Genomic DNA, 18,081 nt, shown 5'->3' on the forward strand with positions numbered 1-18,081 from the left:
ACCTTGTTGATTTAATATATATGCAAGTAGAATAATAGATGACCTAATAATATACAAACACAGTGAAGTGTTGTATTTTAAAGGAGTGTATTTGTTAAATAACAATATAAAAAACAAAAATATATCAAACTAAAATTATTTAAGATTGTCTATAATTTAGCATTAGGAGAGTGTTTTTATAGACTATTTTATTCAAAATGGATAGATTTTAAAAGAGAAATAGAAATAATATGCAATAAAAACTTCAATATTCAGAAAATAATAAAGGGTAAAAATAAATATCTTGCCAGGTTAGTATTAAAAATCTAGCAAGATATTTATGTATCATAGTATAGGTGATAATAACCTAGAAACAGACTCTTTAAATCTAATCAAAGTAGATCTGCTGTCATATATTTCACAGGTAAGTTCAGTACATTTTTTTAAGTCATTTTCAAAAATAGTTCTTTGTTCGATGGCTATATCTTGTGAGTAAATAAATGCATTTACTTCAAAGTTAAGTTCAAAACTACGGATGTCCATATTTGCAGTACCTATAGAACAGATAGAGTCATCCACTACTATGGTCTTAGCATGTAAAAATGCATCTTTACCATAGGTATATACCTTAGCACCGTATTTTAGAAGTTCTCCAGCATATGAATAAGATGCCCAATAAACAAAAGGATGATCTGGTTTTGATGGAATCATAATTTTGACATCTACTCCTGATAAACATGCGATTTTTAGAGTATCTATAAATGTTTTATCAAGTATAAAGTAGGGACTTTGTATATATAGATAATCTCTTGATTTTTGAATCATTTTAATATAACCATATTTTATTTCCTCTAATTCAGGTATATCAGGTCCACTAGATACTATCTGAACTCCGGTATTTTTAGTAATTAAATTAGTTTTAGTAGATTGATTGTCTTCACATGAACATGAATTATCAATATTTTCGTTTAAATTTTTAAAGTATTTAGATAAATCCAAGTCTTCATGCGTGGAATATCTCCAGTCTAATATAAATCTTATATTAAGATCTAATACGGCATCCCCAATGATTTTAATATGGGTATCTCTCCAATAACCAAACTTAGGGTCTTTACCGAGATATTCATCTCCTACATTATTTCCTCCTATAAATCCGGTTTTTCCATCTATTACAACGATTTTTCTGTGGTTTCTATAATTAAGGTTAAAGTTTACAAGGTTTAGAAAAGACGGAAAGAAAGAACCGATTTTGATCCCATTTTTTTTCATTTTGTAAATTGATCTATCGGATAGCAATCTGCTACCTACAGCATCGTATAAGAGTCTAACCTCTACGCCCTCGTTAACCTTTTCTAAAAGAATATCTATAATCTTATTTCCTATATCGTCATCCTTGAAAATATAAAACTGTATGTTTATATATTCCTTAGCATTTTTTAATTCATTAATAAGAGATTCAAAAAAGTCCTTAGGATCAGGGTATATATCTATTTCGTTGTTGTCAGAGTAGTGAGCATTATTGGAATTAGCTAAAGAGTAAATCATATCCTTGTACTCATTAACTCTTGGGTCTAGGCTAGATGTATCCTGAAGTTTGACCTGAGTGTCTAATATATTGCTTTTTATTATTTTATCTTCTTTTTCTTTGACTCTAAACATATTATCTTTTCCGATTCGTCTACCTATGCAGAGATATATAATAAAACCTAAAGCTGGCATTGTAGCCAATACAACAATCCATGCAACTGTAGACTCTATATTACGTTTTTCTCTAAATATAAGGTTTAACGCCGTAAGGAAATTGGTTATATATATAAATGTAATTATTATCTCATATATATATGTTTTGGAAAAAACTATACTTTGCAAAATATCTCCCCCTTTTTAAATTTAATTTATATCAAATTATAGAAGAAATCTTTATTGAAACATATATAATATTATATCTAATAAATAATTAATAACAAGATAAAAAATAAACATAAATATTAAAATATATTAGGAATAAAATAGTGTTAGTGAGGGTAAAATAGTTGATAGAATAATGTTGTAGTTAAAATCAGGTATTGTTAGTAATAAAAAAGAGGTTGGACTTAAAAGAACAACCTCTAAAAACTATAAATAATTATATTATTTTTCTGAATCACTTTTAGATAGGAATAGGAAATAGTATACACCTGCAACAAATACTGCCCCTCCTATTATGTTACCTATAGTAACAGGTATTAGATTATTAACAAATATATCAGGTATATTTAGAACTGCCACATCAGATATTGTTTTGTGGGCAGCTTCTAAGTACGCATGATTACCCTTTGCAAAGAAACCTGCAAATAAGTATCCCATATTAGCGACACTATGCTCAAACCCTGCACATACAAACAAGAATATACCGAAGAATCCAGTTAATACTTTTCCGGAAATATCTTTTGCTCCGTAGCTCATCCAAACAGTGGCACAAACTAACCAGTTACATAAAATACCAGAGGCGATTGCAGCAGTCCATCCAAAACCAAGTTTTCCTACAGCGTTTTTAACGACAACTCCTCCGTATAATCCATCACTCCAATTAAATACACCAGATAAGCTTACTAGCCATGCAACTAAAACAGCACCAACTAGGTTACCTAACCAAACTAAAGTCCAGTTTTTAAAAGCCTTACCCCAAGTAACTTCTTTTTTTAGTGCAGCTAGAGCTATAAGAATATTTCCTGTAAATAAGTCTGCACCAGCTATTAAAACAAATATAAGTCCAGTTGGGAACATAAGTCCTGCAAGAGCCTTACCTAAACCATAAGTAGCAGGGTTTGCCAATAGGTTGTAAGCTGCGGCAATTGATCCTAGTGCACCAAAAGTTATATAAGCACCAGCTAAGAAAGAAGAAGCTAAAACTTTTTTTGTTGGTGTATTAGCCTTTTTAATTCCTGTACCGACTGTATATTCAGCTATTTCTGCAGGTACAAGCATTTTTTTGTCTGACATTTAAAAATCCTCCTTAAATTTCATATATATTTTAAAATTAGTTCAACAAGATTATATTTCTAAATGAAAATAATAATCTATAGTTTAATATGAAATAAATCTATAGTTATTATCAAAAACAATCTCAATAATTATATAATAAAAAACAATTTTTGTATACATTAAACAAAAAATTACAATATATTTCTTTTAATTTATATATTTAGTATGCTATATAGGTAAGGATATAAAGTTAAATTGCTTTATAGACTAGAAAAAAATAATTATGCTTTGGAAATAAAATTTATAAAAAGAGGGATATTATATAAAAGCAAAAATATATTTTTTATAATGGATAGGGGATTATATGCATTTCAAAAAAATTATCTTTTAAAGGTTTTAGATAGAAAGTTATTTATAATATTTCTTTTTGTAAATTTAGCCGTTTTATATACCTATTATATATTGTTATTTTTTTTTTTTTACATTATTATAGTAGATATATAAAATTAACATAAATTACGTATTTATAAAATAAAAAATACTATTTAATTTTATAAAATGGTTTATATTTATTATAAAACTAAATAAATAGTTATCTTAAAGCAAACAAAATAAATAAAGATTATTATAAAATAAAATATAAAATGGAATAAATAAATATATATAACAAGACAGTAAAATAAAACAGATTATATACAATAAATTAAAACGAACTGAGAATTATATAATATAAGTGAAATGATACATGATTGGGAGGATATAAAATGGATAAGAAAAAAATATATGATGGGCTAATTGGCATACTTGACAAGGAAGATATAAAAATAGATGAACCTATGAAAAAACATATTTCTTTTAGAGTTGGCGGGCCAGCGGATATACTAGTAAAACCAAGGACGGAAGATCAAATAAAAAATGTTATAAATTTGCTTAAAAAAGAGGAAGTGCCATACTTAGTGATAGGAAACGGATCAAACTTATTAATAAAAGATGGTGGTATAAGAGGCGTAGTAGTAGAAATATCGGATAATTTTAATAAATTTGAAATAGACGGAAATATAGTAAATGCGCAATCAGGCGTATTACTTGCAGTTTTAGGAAAGGCTATTTTAGGAGCAGAACTTAAGGGATTTGAGTTTGCTGCAGGTATACCAGGCACTTTAGGTGGTGCATTGACTATGAATGCAGGTGCTTACGGCGGAGAAATGAAGGATATAGTTAAATCTGTAAAGGTCATGGATGAGGAAGGAAATATAAAAGAACTTACGAATGAACAGATGGAGTTTGGGTATAGAAAGAGTACAGTTATAAAAAACAACTATATAGTTTTATCGGCAAAAATCAAACTAGAAGATGGTAATTATAATGAGATAAAGGAACTTATGGCTGATTTAGCCCAAAGAAGGGTTAAAAATCAACCACTAAATTTACCAAGTGCTGGTAGTACATTTAAAAGACCAGAGGGACACTTCGCCGGGAAGTTAATAGATGATGCGGGATTAAGAGGATTAACTTTAAGAGGTGCACAAGTATCTGAAAAACATTGTGGATTTGTTGTAAATATGGGAGAGGCAAAGGCTAAGGATTTGCTGGATTTAATATATATAGTTAAGAGTACCGTGTACAATAAGTTTGGAATCAATTTAGAAGAAGAAGTCAAAATACTTGGAGAGGATTAATTTATGGAAATATTAGCAGACTATCATACACACACAGTGTACAGTCATGGCAAAGGAACTATAGAGGATAATGTAAAGGTTGCTATTTCTAAAGGAATAAAAACCATAGGAATATCTGATCATGGCTATAAGCATTTGGCTTATGGCATTAAACTTAAAGATGTTCAAAAAATGAGAGATGAGATCGATTTATTAAATGAAAAATATCCTGAGATAAATATACTGCTTGGGATGGAATGTAATATACTAGATGAAAATGGAAACATTGACATAAACGATAAAATAACAGGGGTAGTAGACTATGTAATGGCTGGTTATCACTTTGCTTCAAAGCCCACATCACTAAGAAGTATGTTAAATCACTTTGATAATTACTTGATTAAAACAGAAAAGGCAAAGCACACAAACACAAAGGGCATTATAAATGCAATGAAAAACAATGATATTTTTGTAATTACCCATCCTGGTGATAAAAGGGATATATATATAGAGGAAGTTGCTAAGGTAGCAAAAGAGGTTGGAACGAGATTAGAGATAAACGGTCACCATGAATTTCTAAATAAAGAACAAATAGAAAAGATAAAACACATTAACAATAAGTTTATAATAGGATCAGATGCACACAGACCTGAACATGTAGGCAATTTTGAATTAGCTATGAAGGTTATAAAAAGTTCAAATTTAGATATATCACAAGTAGAAAATATAAGGGTTTAAGGTTAAACTCAAATTAAAGGGGGTAGATAGTATGAAATTTGTAATAGTTACAGGTCTATCAGGTTCTGGAAAAAGTGAAGCAATGAGAGTCTTAGAAGATATGGGATTTTATTGTATAGACAACTTACCTCCTGCTCTAATAACCAAATTTGCTGAGCTATGTTATCATCCCAATTCAAGCATTGATAAGGTTGCACTGGGGATAGACATAAGAGGGAGAGAGTTTTTTGAAAAACTTCACGAGAGCCTAAATTACCTGAAAAAAGAAAATTATAAATATGAGATTTTATATTTAGATTGTAGTGATGCTGTCTTATTAAAGAGATACAAGATGACAAGAAGAAATCATCCTCTAGCCAAGAATATGCAAATACCTGAAGGTATAAAAAAAGAAAGAAAGATAATGGAGTCTCTAAAAGATAGAGCAGACTGTATTATAGATACAACAAATATGAAACCAAAGGATTTAAAAGAGGAGATAAATAGAATTTACTCTAATGGAGAAAAGAATCTAAACTTAACGATATCTGTGGTTTCATTTGGATTTAAGCACGGTATATTAGCTGATGCTGATTTAGTATTTGATGTAAGATTTTTACCTAATCCTTACTATGTAGAGGAGCTAAGAGATAAAACAGGAGACGAGCAGGTAGTCAGAGACTATGTGATGAATTCCAAAGTAAGTGAAGAGTTTTATAATAAGCTTCTAGATATGATACATTTCTTGGTCCCTCAATATATAGAAGAAGGAAAGCAACACCTAGTAATAGGTATAGGGTGTACTGGTGGAAGACATAGATCTGTCACCATATCAAACCTTATATCAGAGGATTTATCAAATAAAGGTTATAGAGTAGTTAGAAAACATAGAGACTCTATGTTGAGATAATATGGAGGAAATAATGTTAAGATTACTTACTATTGTAGGGATGTTAGGGTGGATTGCCTTATTAGTATCAATATATATATGTATGAAAATAAAATATGAAAAAGATAAATTACTGCAAAAAGATAATAAGACATTTGGAGGTACAAAGGTAGTAGTAATTGGAGGAGGAACTGGGCAATCTGTTTTTTTAAGAGGGCTCAAGCATTTCACTCAAAATATTACTGCAATAGTTACAGTAGCAGACGATGGTGGAGGATCAGGAGTTCTTAGAGAGGACTTAGGTATGCTGCCACCAGGAGACATAAGAAACTGCCTATTAGCGCTTGCAGATATAGAGCCAACTATGAATGAGGTCATGCAGTATAGATTTACTGATGGTGTTTTAAAGGGCCAAAGTTTTGGAAATTTATTTCTAGCCGCTATGAATGGAGTATATGGAAATTTTGAGACAGCAGTATATAAATTAAGCGAAATATTTGCAATAACAGGTAGAGTCTTACCTGTCACACTAGAAGATGTAAACTTAATAGCGAAGTTAAAGAATGGAAATATTGTAAAAGGGGAGTCAGCTATCCCTAAAGAGGTTAGATACAGCGAAAGTGCTATAGATGAGATATCGATAGAGCCAAGGGATGCAAAACCTTTAGAAGATGTAATTAATTCAATTTATGATGCAGATATTATTATCATGGGCCCAGGTAGCTTATATACAAGTGTGATACCAAACTTATTAATAGAGGGTGTAGTTGATGCTATAAAAAGTTCGAAAGCTCCTAAGGTGTATATATCTAACATAATGACTCAACCGGGCGAAACGGATAATTATAATGTCTTAGATCATGTAAATTCTATAGTTAATCATTGTGGAGAAAATATAATTGATTATGTCATAGTAAACAATGAGATATTGCCAGATGAGATACTTGATTCATACAAAAAAGACGGGGCAACCCAAGTTTTACTAGACAAACATCAAAAAGATAAATTAAAATCATTAGATATAAGGGCTATAGAAAAAAACCTGATTGAAATAAAAAATAATTATATTAGACACGATGCAAAGTATATATCTAATATAGTCGTTAATTTGGCACTAAGTCATAATTATAACAAAAGCAAGTAAAAAAGGGTTTTTAAAATTTATGTAGAAATCCTTATTATTATGTTAGTTTTAAGGAGTGAACATCTATGAGAGAAGAGGTTAGTGCCGGTGGAGTCGTATTATTTGGTAACGCCATTCTTCTTCTTAGGAAATTCAATGGAGATTGGGTTTTGCCAAAGGGAAAAGTAGAAGAAGGCGAGAATAATCAAGAGGCAGCTTTGCGAGAGGTACAAGAAGAAACAGGAGTAAAAGCAGATATATTAAAATACTTAGGAGAAATACATTACACATTTAAAGAGAACTGGGACGAAAACAGGGCAGTTCACAAAACAGTTTTTTGGTATTTGATGCAGGCTAGAAATATGGATACTATTCCTCAAAAAGAAGAAGGCTTTATTGATGCAAAATTTATACATTTAGATAGGGTTGTAGATTTAGCTAGATATGATGACGAGAAGGAAATAATAAAAGTAGCCTTACAGGAAATAAAAAAAAGGCTAAAAAAGAACTAGTTAATAGGTGATAGGTATGTCTTTTTCAACTGAAACAAAAAATGAATTAGCAAGGGTTATTTCGGAGAATAATTGTTGTAATGCTGCAGAATTATCGGCTTTAGTAAGGATGGCAGGGAGTATACAAATAGCAGGATATAGAAAGTTAAACTTAAAGATAATTACAGAGTTAAACTCTATAGCTAGAAAAATATTTAAGTTACTAAAGTATAATTTTGATATAAATACAACTATATCTGTAAATAAAAACCAGATGCTCAAGAGAAATAACAGCTATGTTCTCATGGTAACAAGTGAAATGGGGGCAGAAAAACTTTTAAAAAGGTTAAATATTTTAGAACCAGATGACGGATTTTTTACTACAAATGAAGTTCCAGAAATTTTATTTGAAGATGAGGATTGTAAGAGAGCATTTATAAGAGGTGCTTTCCTTGGAGGAGGATCTATAAGTGACCCTGAAAAGAATTATCATATGGAGTTTGTTACAAACAATGAAGATTTTGCTGATTCATTAAGAGACCTTATAAATTCATTGGGGTTTAATAGCAAGATAGTACCTAGAAAGAACAACTATGTTGTCTACCTTAAGGAAAGCGAGCAAATTTCGGATTTACTAAGTGTAATTGGAGGGCATAATGCACTTTTAAGTCTACAAAATACCAAAATTGTAAAAGAGATGAGAAACAACGTTAATCGAATTGTCAACTGCGAGACTGCAAATCTTTCAAAAACCGTAAATGCAGCAGTAAGACAGGTAGAAAATATAAAGTTGATACAGGAAACAATAGGAATTAGTAATTTGCCGGCAAACTTGCAAGAAATAGCTAAAATAAGAGTCGAATATGAGGATATGTCATTAAAGGAGTTAGGTGAAATGCTGAACCCTCCAATAGGCAAGTCTGGAGTAAACCATAGACTTAGAAAAATAGAGGAAATAGCTAATAATCTAAGAAAAGATTAAAAAAATTATAAAATATTTAATTTGGATTGTAAAACCCTTTTGAAGGTCATATTTATAATATGACTTTCAAAGGGGTTTTATAATTAACAGGAACTTTGTTTTAATATATATTTTTATGGTAAAATTAAAGTTATACACAAGTTTAATCAAAAATAATTTATATATAATTTTTAAATACTTAATTATATATAAATAGGAGGTGACCTAATGAGTGAGGACTTTGTTCATCTTCATGTCCATACAGAGTATAGTTTGCTAGATGGATTTTCGAGGCTTAAAAAACTTATAAGTCGGGCAAAGGAACTTAATATGAGCTCTATTGCTATAACTGACCATGGATGTATGTTTGGGGTTATAGACTTTTACAAAATAGCCAAAAAAGAGGGAATAAAACCTATAATAGGTTGCGAAGTTTATACAGCGGCTAGAAAGATAAATGATAAAGATCCTAACTATGATAAATATAATGGCCATTTAATCTTATTAGCTGAAAATATGACTGGATATAAGAATTTGATAAAACTAGTATCTACGTCATATGTAGAAGGATTTTATTACAAACCAAGAATAGACATAGAAGAATTAAAAAAACATAGTGAAGGTATAATAGCTTTATCAGCTTGTCTGGCAGGAGATATTCCTAGAGCTATACTTAATAGGAACTACGAAAAAGCAAAAAAAACAGCTCTTGAATACAGAGGTATATTTGGAGAGAAAAACTTCTTTTTAGAGATACAAGATCATAACTTACCAGAACAAAAAGAAGTTAATGCGGGAATAGTCAAACTTTCAAAAGAAATAGGTATACCGCTAGTAGCTACAAATGATGTACATTATGTAAACAAAGAAGATTCAAAAATACATGATGTTCTTATGTGTATTCAGATGGGCAAAACTGTTAATGACCCAAATAGAATGAGATTTGGAAGCGATGAGTTTTATTTAAAATCTAGAGAAGAAATGGAAAGTTTATTTCCATATGCACTAGAGGCAATAGATAACACTGTAGAAATAGCTAATAGATGTAATGTTGAGTTTGATTTTAATACAATACATCTTCCAAGGTATGATGTCCCAGAAGGTTATACCCCAGAAACCTACTTAAGAGAGTTGTGTTTTAAGGGATTAGAAGAAAGATATGAAGCTCCAGGCAAAGAAATAGTAGACAGATTAAACTATGAACTGGATGTAATAGAGAAAATGGGTTATGTAGAGTATTTCTTGATAACATGGGATTTTATAAACTTCTCTAAAGAAAATAATATAATGGTAGGACCGGGTAGAGGTAGTGCAGCGGGATCTATAGTTTCATATACTTTAAAAATAACTGATATAGATCCAATGAAATACTCCCTGCTGTTTGAACGATTTTTAAATCCTGAACGTGTGTCTATGCCTGATATAGACATCGATTTTTGTTATGAGAGAAGAGAAGAAGTTATCGATTACGTCAAGAGAAAATATGGAGAAGATCACGTAGCCCAGATAATTACATTTGGAACGATGGGTGCAAAAGCAGCAATAAGAGATGTTGGTAGAGTACTTGATGTGCCTTACAACAAAGTAGACAGGATAGCAAAAGAGATACCTTTTGCATTAGGAATGACAATAGACAAGGCACTACAAACAAATCCAAACCTAAAAGAAATATATGAACAAGATCAAGAAACAAAAGAAATAATAGATATATCAAAGCAAATAGAAGGTATGTTAAGACATGCATCTACCCATGCTGCAGGAGTGGTTATATCCAAAAATCCAGTAGATGAGTACGTGCCACTTTATAAACATCAGGATGCTATAACCACACAGTTTACTATGACAACGCTAGAGGAGTTAGGTCTCCTTAAAATGGACTTTTTAGGACTTAGGACTCTTACGGTTATAAGAGATGCACTTGAGTTAATAGAAAAAAACTATAATAAAAAGATAGATTTTTCAAAAATGGAATACAACGATCCAAAGGTATATGAGTTACTATCCTCAGGAGACACACTAGGGGTATTCCAACTCGAAAGTGCTGGGATGAGAAGTTTCATGAAACAATTAAAGCCAGATAATTTCGAGGATATAGTCGCAGGAATATCTTTATATAGACCGGGACCTATGGACTCTATACCCACTTATATAAATAATAAGAATAACCCAGAAGACGTAACATATTTACATGAAAAACTAAGACCTATACTAGATGTTACTTATGGATGTTTAGTATACCAAGAGCAGGTAATGCAAGTTGTTAGAGATTTAGGTGGATATAGCTATGGCCGTAGTGACTTAGTTAGAAGAGCTATGGGTAAAAAGAAAATGGACGTCATGGAGGAAGAAAGACAGTATTTCATTCATGGAAAGCTAGACGAAAATGGAGAAATTGAAATTGCTGGATGTGTAAGAAATGGTGTCAATGAAGAGATTGCAAATAAGATATTTGATGATATGATAGATTTTGCCAAATATGCATTTAATAAATCTCATGCGGCTGCATACGGGGTACTTGCCTATGAAACAGCATATTTAAAAGCATATTATCCAGTAGAGTTTATGGCAGCACTTATAACAAGTGTTATGGGTAATACAGATAAAGTAGTAGAATACACAAGAGAGTGTAGTGCTTTAAATATTCAAATGTTAAAACCTGATATAAACAAAAGTTTTTCTAAATTCTCAGTAGAAGGTGAAAATATAAGATTTGGACTAGCTGCTGTCAAAAATGTAGGTGTAAATGTAATCAATAATATAATAAAAGAAAGAGAAAATAATGGAAGCTTCAAAGATTTCATGGATTTTGCAAAAAGACTGGATTCAAAAGACGCCAATAAAAGAGTTATTGAGAGTTTGATCAAGTGTGGAGCATTCGATGAAATAAGTGAAAACAGAGCTAGCTTAATCTTAGGATATGAACCTTTATTAGATAGTATATCCATGGATAAGCGAAAGAACGTCCAAGGGCAGATATCCCTATTTGATGGATTTGGAGATATGAATAAAAGCGAGGAACTTCAAAATATCTATACTATGCCTAGCGTAAAAGAATACGACGAAAAAGAAAGACTTATGTTAGAGAAAGATGTTTTGGGTATGTATGTAAGTGGGCATCCGTTATCTCAATATGAAAAAGAACTGGAGAGAAATACTTCTATAGACAATGGAAAATTAAATTCCTTAAAAGAAGATGAAGAGGAATTTTTGAAAATGGATGAAAAAGAAGTAATAATGGGTGGAATGATAGCTACTAAAACCATTAAAACTACAAGAAGAAATGAGATAATGGCATTTATAGAAATGGAAGACTTGTATGGAACTATAGAAATAATAGTATTCCCTCAAGTACTAAAAACATATAACAGCATTTTAAATGAAGACAATACAATTTATGTAAGAGGTAAATTAAGTATAAAAGAAGGCGAAAATGCAAAACTTATAGCTAGACAAATTAGCGACATAACAGACTCTAGTGGATTAAACAGAGATTCAAATAGAAAAAACAGGGTTGATACTAAGTCAGGATTATATTTAAAAATAGACAGCATTGACAACCAAACATTGATAAATAAAATAATCGAAATAGGAAAGCTGTACCCTGGTAGAGATAGTATTTACTTATATGCAGATGACAAGAAGATGCTATACAAGTGGAATGTTATACAAGTAGATATGAATAGCAACATAACACATGAGTTAAAACAGATACTTCCAGAAGAAAATATCAAAATAAAGTACTAAAGTTAAATATCAAAATAAAGAATTCACGGAAATTATATTTATGTAGACCTAATTAAATATAATTTCCAAGCTATTTAAGAGTTATTAAAAAATAAAGTATAACAGTAATAAAAATTAAAAAAATGATCTATTCTGTGATATAATATCAAAAAATAGACATTTTCAGGATGTTTAATTTTTTTAATTTTCATGGGATGGAAAATTACAATAGGGACAGAAAAAGTCCCTTAAGTATAAATACATCAATACATGGATTAATAAATTAAATTAGTGAGAAGAGCTAATACGGATAATACGGAGGTGGACACTATTAGAACTATAGGGATATTGACTAGCGGAGGAGATGCTCCAGGAATGAATGCAGCAATAAGAGCTGTTGTAAGATCTGCAATATACTATGGATGCAAGGTCTATGGTATTAACAGGGGCTATAAAGGCCTAATAGAGGAAGATCTAGTAGAGATGAATCTATCCTCAGTTGGGGATATTATACATAGAGGAGGAACGATATTAAAATCTTCTAGATGTGAAGAATTTAAGACAGAAGAAGGAAGACTTCAAGGAGTAAAGATACTTAAGAAACACAATATAGATTCATTAGTTATAATAGGTGGAGATGGTTCTTTTATAGGAGCTCAAAAATTAAGTGAACTAGGGTTTCCAGCTATCGGAATACCAGGGACTATAGATAATGACCTACCGTATACTGATTATACAATAGGGTTTGATACAGCTATGAATACAATTATAGATGCAATAGGAAAGATAAGAGACACTTCTTCATCACATGAAAGAGTTAATATAATAGAAGTTATGGGAAGACACTGCGGAGATTTGGCATTATATGCAGGACTTGCAGGAGGAGCAGAGACCATAATAGTTCCCGAAGTAGATATAAAAATAGATGAAATTTGCACAAAATTAAAAACAACTCAAAAAAGAGGTAAAAGACATAGCATTATTGTCCTAGCTGAAGGAGTAGGAAATGCATCTGATTTAGGAAAAGAAATAATAAAGAAAACAAGTGCAGACTTGAGAATAACTGTTCTAGGGCATGTTCAAAGAGGAGGAAGTCCAACTGCATTTGACAGGATACTAGCAAGTAGAATGGGTGCAAGAGCAGTAGATTTACTATTAGATGGAAAGTCTGCAAGAGTAGTAGGTATAAAGGACAACAAGATAATAGATTTGGAAATAAACGAAGCCTTATCTAAGACGAGATCATTTGATAAAGATACTTATGAAATGGTTAAAGTGCTATCTATATAACAAAATTTAGGAGGGAATCATCTATGTTAAAAGATATAAAAAGGACTAAGATAGTTTGTACCTTAGGTCCAGCATCTCAAAGTGAAGAAATACTTACTCAACTTATTGAAAGTGGACTAAATGTATGTAGATTTAATTTCTCACATGGATCACATGAAGAACACAAAGAGAGAATGGATATGGTCAAAAAAGTAAGAGAAAAACTAGGAAGACCGGTGGCCATACTTTTGGATACTAAAGGACCAGAAATAAGAACTGGAAATTTTGGGGAGCCAGAAGTGTTATTAAATGAGGGTCAAAAATTTACTATAACTATGAAGGATGTTGTGGGAAGCGAAGAAATATGTACAGTAAGTTATAAGGACCTTTACAAAGACGTACAAGCAGGAGATAAGATATTAATAGATGATGGTTTGGTAGGACTTAGAGTAGAAGAGATAAAAGGTGAAGATATAATTTGTACAGTTGAAAACTCAGGTATAGTAAAAAATCATAAGGGAATAAATGTTCCAGGAGTAAAAATAAACTTACCAGCTATAACTCCTAAAGATATAAGTGATATAGAATTTGGGATAAGTCAAGGAATAGACTATATAGCTGCATCTTTTGTAAGAAAGGCTTCAGACGTTTTAGCAATAAGGGAAATACTAGAGAACAATAATGCCACAGATATACAAATAATCTCTAAAATAGAAAACCATGAAGGTGTACAAAACTTAGACGAAATATTAAAAGTTTCTGATGGAATAATGGTTGCTAGAGGAGATTTAGGGGTTGAGATACCGACAGAAGAAATGCCTATAGTACAAAAAATGATGATTAAAAAATGCAACGAATTAGCTAAACCAGTTATAACAGCAACACAAATGCTTGATTCTATGATAAGAAATCCTAGACCGACAAGAGCAGAAGTTACAGACGTTGCAAATGCTATATATGATGGAACTGATGCAATAATGTTATCTGGAGAGACAGCAGCAGGGAAATACCCAGTAGAAGCTGTTAAAGTGATGGCTACAATAGCCAAGAGGACAGAAGAAACATTAGATTATGATAGATTACTAAAAGAGAACAACTCAAAGAGTATAACTGTAACTGATGCCATAAGTCATGCAACATGTACAACAGCAGAAGATTTGGATGCATCGTCAATAATAACATCTACATCTTCTGGATATACAGCTAGAATGGTATCAAAATTCAGACCAAAAGCACCGATAATAGCAACGACAAGCAACGAAAAAGTAATGAGAATGTTGGCACTTACTTGGGGAGTATACCCTATAAAATCTTCTCAAGCAGGAAATACAGATGAGGTTATAGAAAAAGCTATAGAAGCTAGTAGAAATGCCGGATATATAGAGAACGGAGAATTAGTAGTTGTAACTGCTGGTGTTCCTGTTGGAGTAAGTGGAACTACAAACTTAATCAAAGTTCACGTAATAAGCGAAGAGATTGTTCAAGGATTAGGTGTAGGAAATGGAATTGTAGAAGGTAAAGTTCGTATAGTAAAACCAGGAGACTCATGTGAAGGATTTGGAGAAGGTGATATATTAGTTACATCTATGACAGATATCCAAATGAATTCCTATATAGAAAAATGTTCGGCTATAGTAACAGAAGATGGTGGAATGACTTCTCATGCAGCTATAGTAGGAATAAATTTAAACAAGCCTACAGTAATATCTGCTACAAATATAACTAACTTAGTAAGTGATGGAGAAATAGTTACAGTTGATGCATCTAGGGGAATACTTTATAAAGGCTCAACACGAGTATTATAAAGTGATAGAGCATAGCAGAAGTGACAAAAAAATATCAAAGACTGACAAAAAAAGATATTATAAAGAAAATTAAAAATTTTCTAAAAATTTCATAAAAAAATATTGAAAATATCTTTTTATGGTGATATTATCATTTTAAGAGATACATTAATAACCACTAAGTACTAAGAAACACTTAGTGGTTATTTTATAACATCAATTAATTGAATATTCATAATAAACTGAATATTTAGAAATAATTAAAAATCTCTTAATAAATAATTGGTTGGGATCTCTAATTAATATTTAAAGTCTGCAATTCATAAAATAAATGTAACTTATAAATATGTTAAGTAGTCAACTGATAAAAGTTTTCAGCTGAAGGCTTTTTTAAAAAAAGTTATATATATTAAAAGGGGGGAATTAAATGGCAGATAACAGAGAAAATTGGGGTTCGAAGGTTGGTCTTATATTAGCTATGGCAGGTAATGCCGTTGGATTAGGTAACTTCTGGAGATTCCCATACGTAGCTGCATCAAATGGTGGTGGAGCATTCATGATACCATACTTCTTTGCTTTAATTGTTATAGGTATACCTGTAATGTTGGTTGAGTGGAGTATTGGTCGTTATGGTGGTAAATTTGGTCATGGTACTTTAGGACCTATGATGTATTTACAGGCTAGACAAGGTATGGAACCAAAAAAAGCAATTATAGTAGGAGCTTTATGTGGAACAATAGCATTTTCAGTAACAATATTGGTTAACTCTTATTATAACCATATAATAGGTTGGTCATTAGGTTACGCAGTTCACTCAGTATTAGGGACTTATATGAAGCCAGGGGTAGACCCGGCAATGTTCTTTGCTAATTATGTTCAAGATCCAAAAATGTTAGTATTCTGGGTTATTTCACTAGTTTGCCTAGCATACGCAGTAATGAAAGGGATACAAGAGGGTATAGAATCTTGGGCAAAAATAATGATGCCGGTACTTTATGTATTTGGTATAGTACTTGGAATTAGAGCATTAACACTAGGATCTCCTGTAAATCCTGACTGGAGTTCACTAAAAGGACTTAACTTTATATGGAATCCAGATTTTAGCGAGTTGTCATGGAAATCGGCAATAGCGGCTGCAGGACAAATATTCTTTACATTGTCTTTAGGAATGGGTATTATACACAATTATGCTTCTTACTTAAAGCCAGATGAGGATATAGTTACAGCATCTGTGGCTACAATATCATTAAATGAATTTGCAGAAGTTATATTAGGTGGGACAGCAGTTATACCTATAGCTTATGCATTCTTAGGACCAGAAGGTATAAAGGGTAGTATAGGGTTGGCATTTATGGCTTTACCTAACGTATTTAGTACAATGACTGGCGGGGGGATATTTGGAGCGGTTTGGTTTATGTTACTATTCTTCGCAGGGATAACATCTGCTATAGCGATGTACAACTACCTAGTTGCATTACTAGAAGAAGATGCTGGAATAGAGAGAAAAAAAGGTGCGATGATAGTATTTGTTGGATATTTAATAGTTGGTGCGCCAATAGCACTAGAATCAGTATTGACTCATAGTGCAAACTTAATTTACTTTACAGAGGTAGACAACTGGATAGGAAACTATTTATTGATAGTCCTAGGATTAATAGAAGTAATAGTAATTGGATGGTGTGTTAAGGATAGAGCGCTTGATGAGATGAATAGAGGTGGATTGTGGAAGGTTCCTAAATGGTTCTTTAGACTATTCCATCAATTCCTAACACCAATCACAATAATAATATTCTTGACATTCTTCACAATAGACTACGCAAAAGCTGGTAACTTTAATATAATACCTGCATATGTAGCAGAAATGCCAGACTTTATAATCTGGGCTAATTTAGGAAGAATTGTAGTGTTTGGAGTCCTTATAGTAGGATTTATACAATCATACAGATCTATAAAGAGAAAATATGCAGAAGAAATAGAATCTAATAAGGTAACAGCTCCATAAAAAAAGGAGGTTGGTCTAATGACAGGTGCAGCATGGGGGTTCATGGGAACTATATGGACTATAATAATTGTTTGTATAGCAATCTCGATGAAAAGGATAGTTTTAGATAATAAGTAGTATAAAAATAAACTTTTAAAACAAATAAAGGACCCTACTTAATTTCGTAGGGTCTTTTAAATAAAAAACTATTATAGCAATTATAAATAAATAATCTTAATATTGATTAAAATATTGATTAAATTTTCTGACAAAATACTGTTTTATATAGTAATATATACTTAGACCAGCTAGTTAAAGTCAACAGTTTTTAAAAATATTTTATAATTATGTTTTTTCGTATAGCAAATAAACCATCAAATATACACGAATTTTTGATGGCTTATATGGAAAAATAGTTCATATTAGCCGTTAGGCTATATTAGGTAGACTTTTGTTTTCTAGATACATCTTACAGTGCAATTTAGGGTTACGTACTTCATATGGTTTTTGGTTGCGTAGCACAGAAAAAATATAGTTCATTA

The 18,081-nt window shown here is 31.3% G+C and carries 12 protein-coding genes; 10 read left to right on the forward strand and 2 right to left on the reverse strand.

Going from position 1 to position 18,081, the window contains the following annotated elements:
• Window positions 1-324: 324 nt before the first annotated feature.
• Both cls and BUB34_RS09305 read right to left on the reverse strand, forming a co-directional pair.
• Window positions 325-1,848 carry a cardiolipin synthase gene (gene cls, locus BUB34_RS09300; RefSeq protein ID WP_084120343.1) on the reverse strand — a complete coding sequence of 508 codons (1,524 nt, stop codon included), beginning with the start codon at window positions 1,846-1,848 and terminating at the stop codon, window positions 325-327.
• Window positions 1,849-2,109: 261 nt separating this feature from the next.
• Window positions 2,110-2,961 (reverse strand): formate/nitrite transporter family protein, encoded by an 852-nt coding sequence (locus tag BUB34_RS09305; RefSeq protein WP_073126706.1) that lies wholly within the window; start codon window positions 2,959-2,961, stop codon window positions 2,110-2,112.
• A 746-nt stretch (window positions 2,962-3,707) separates the two neighbouring features.
• Here BUB34_RS09305 and murB point away from each other — a divergent pair.
• The 10 genes from murB to BUB34_RS09360 all read left to right on the forward strand — a co-directional run bounded on the left by murB (window position 3,708) and on the right by BUB34_RS09360 (window position 17,560).
• On the forward strand, window positions 3,708-4,622 hold the full coding sequence (murB, locus tag BUB34_RS09315) for a UDP-N-acetylmuramate dehydrogenase (RefSeq protein WP_073126710.1): 915 nt from the start codon (window positions 3,708-3,710) through the stop codon (window positions 4,620-4,622).
• A gap of 3 nt (window positions 4,623-4,625) precedes the next feature.
• Complete coding sequence (locus BUB34_RS09320) at window positions 4,626-5,339, forward strand: PHP domain-containing protein (RefSeq protein WP_073126712.1); 714 nt, start codon at window positions 4,626-4,628, stop codon at window positions 5,337-5,339.
• Window positions 5,340-5,370: 31 nt separating this feature from the next.
• Window positions 5,371-6,228, forward strand: a complete 858-nt coding sequence (gene rapZ, locus BUB34_RS09325) for an RNase adapter RapZ (RefSeq protein WP_073126714.1) — start codon at window positions 5,371-5,373, stop codon at window positions 6,226-6,228.
• Window positions 6,229-6,241: 13 nt separating this feature from the next.
• On the forward strand, window positions 6,242-7,351 hold the full coding sequence (locus tag BUB34_RS09330) for a gluconeogenesis factor YvcK family protein (RefSeq protein WP_084120345.1): 1,110 nt from the start codon (window positions 6,242-6,244) through the stop codon (window positions 7,349-7,351).
• A 65-nt stretch (window positions 7,352-7,416) separates the two neighbouring features.
• Complete coding sequence (locus BUB34_RS09335; protein WP_073126718.1) at window positions 7,417-7,842, forward strand: NUDIX hydrolase; 426 nt, start codon at window positions 7,417-7,419, stop codon at window positions 7,840-7,842.
• A gap of 16 nt (window positions 7,843-7,858) precedes the next feature.
• On the forward strand, window positions 7,859-8,803 hold the full coding sequence (gene whiA, locus BUB34_RS09340; protein WP_073126720.1) for a DNA-binding protein WhiA: 945 nt from the start codon (window positions 7,859-7,861) through the stop codon (window positions 8,801-8,803).
• Between the two features lie 207 nt (window positions 8,804-9,010).
• Window positions 9,011-12,526: a DNA polymerase III subunit alpha gene (locus BUB34_RS09345; protein WP_073126721.1), complete on the forward strand. Its 3,516-nt coding sequence runs from the start codon at window positions 9,011-9,013 to the stop codon at window positions 12,524-12,526.
• Between the two features lie 309 nt (window positions 12,527-12,835).
• Complete coding sequence (gene pfkA, locus BUB34_RS09350) at window positions 12,836-13,795, forward strand: 6-phosphofructokinase (protein WP_073126731.1); 960 nt, start codon at window positions 12,836-12,838, stop codon at window positions 13,793-13,795.
• A gap of 23 nt (window positions 13,796-13,818) precedes the next feature.
• Window positions 13,819-15,579 (forward strand): pyruvate kinase, encoded by a 1,761-nt coding sequence (pyk, locus tag BUB34_RS09355; protein WP_073126723.1) that lies wholly within the window; start codon window positions 13,819-13,821, stop codon window positions 15,577-15,579.
• 406 nt (window positions 15,580-15,985) lie between these two features.
• Entirely contained in the window at window positions 15,986-17,560 is a 1,575-nt protein-coding gene (locus BUB34_RS09360) for a sodium-dependent transporter (protein WP_073126725.1), read from the forward strand.
• The last annotated feature ends 521 nt before the right edge of the window (window positions 17,561-18,081 follow it).

This window comes from Asaccharospora irregularis DSM 2635 (assembly GCF_900129815.1).
Taxonomy (GTDB): domain Bacteria; phylum Bacillota; class Clostridia; order Peptostreptococcales; family Peptostreptococcaceae; genus Asaccharospora; species Asaccharospora irregularis.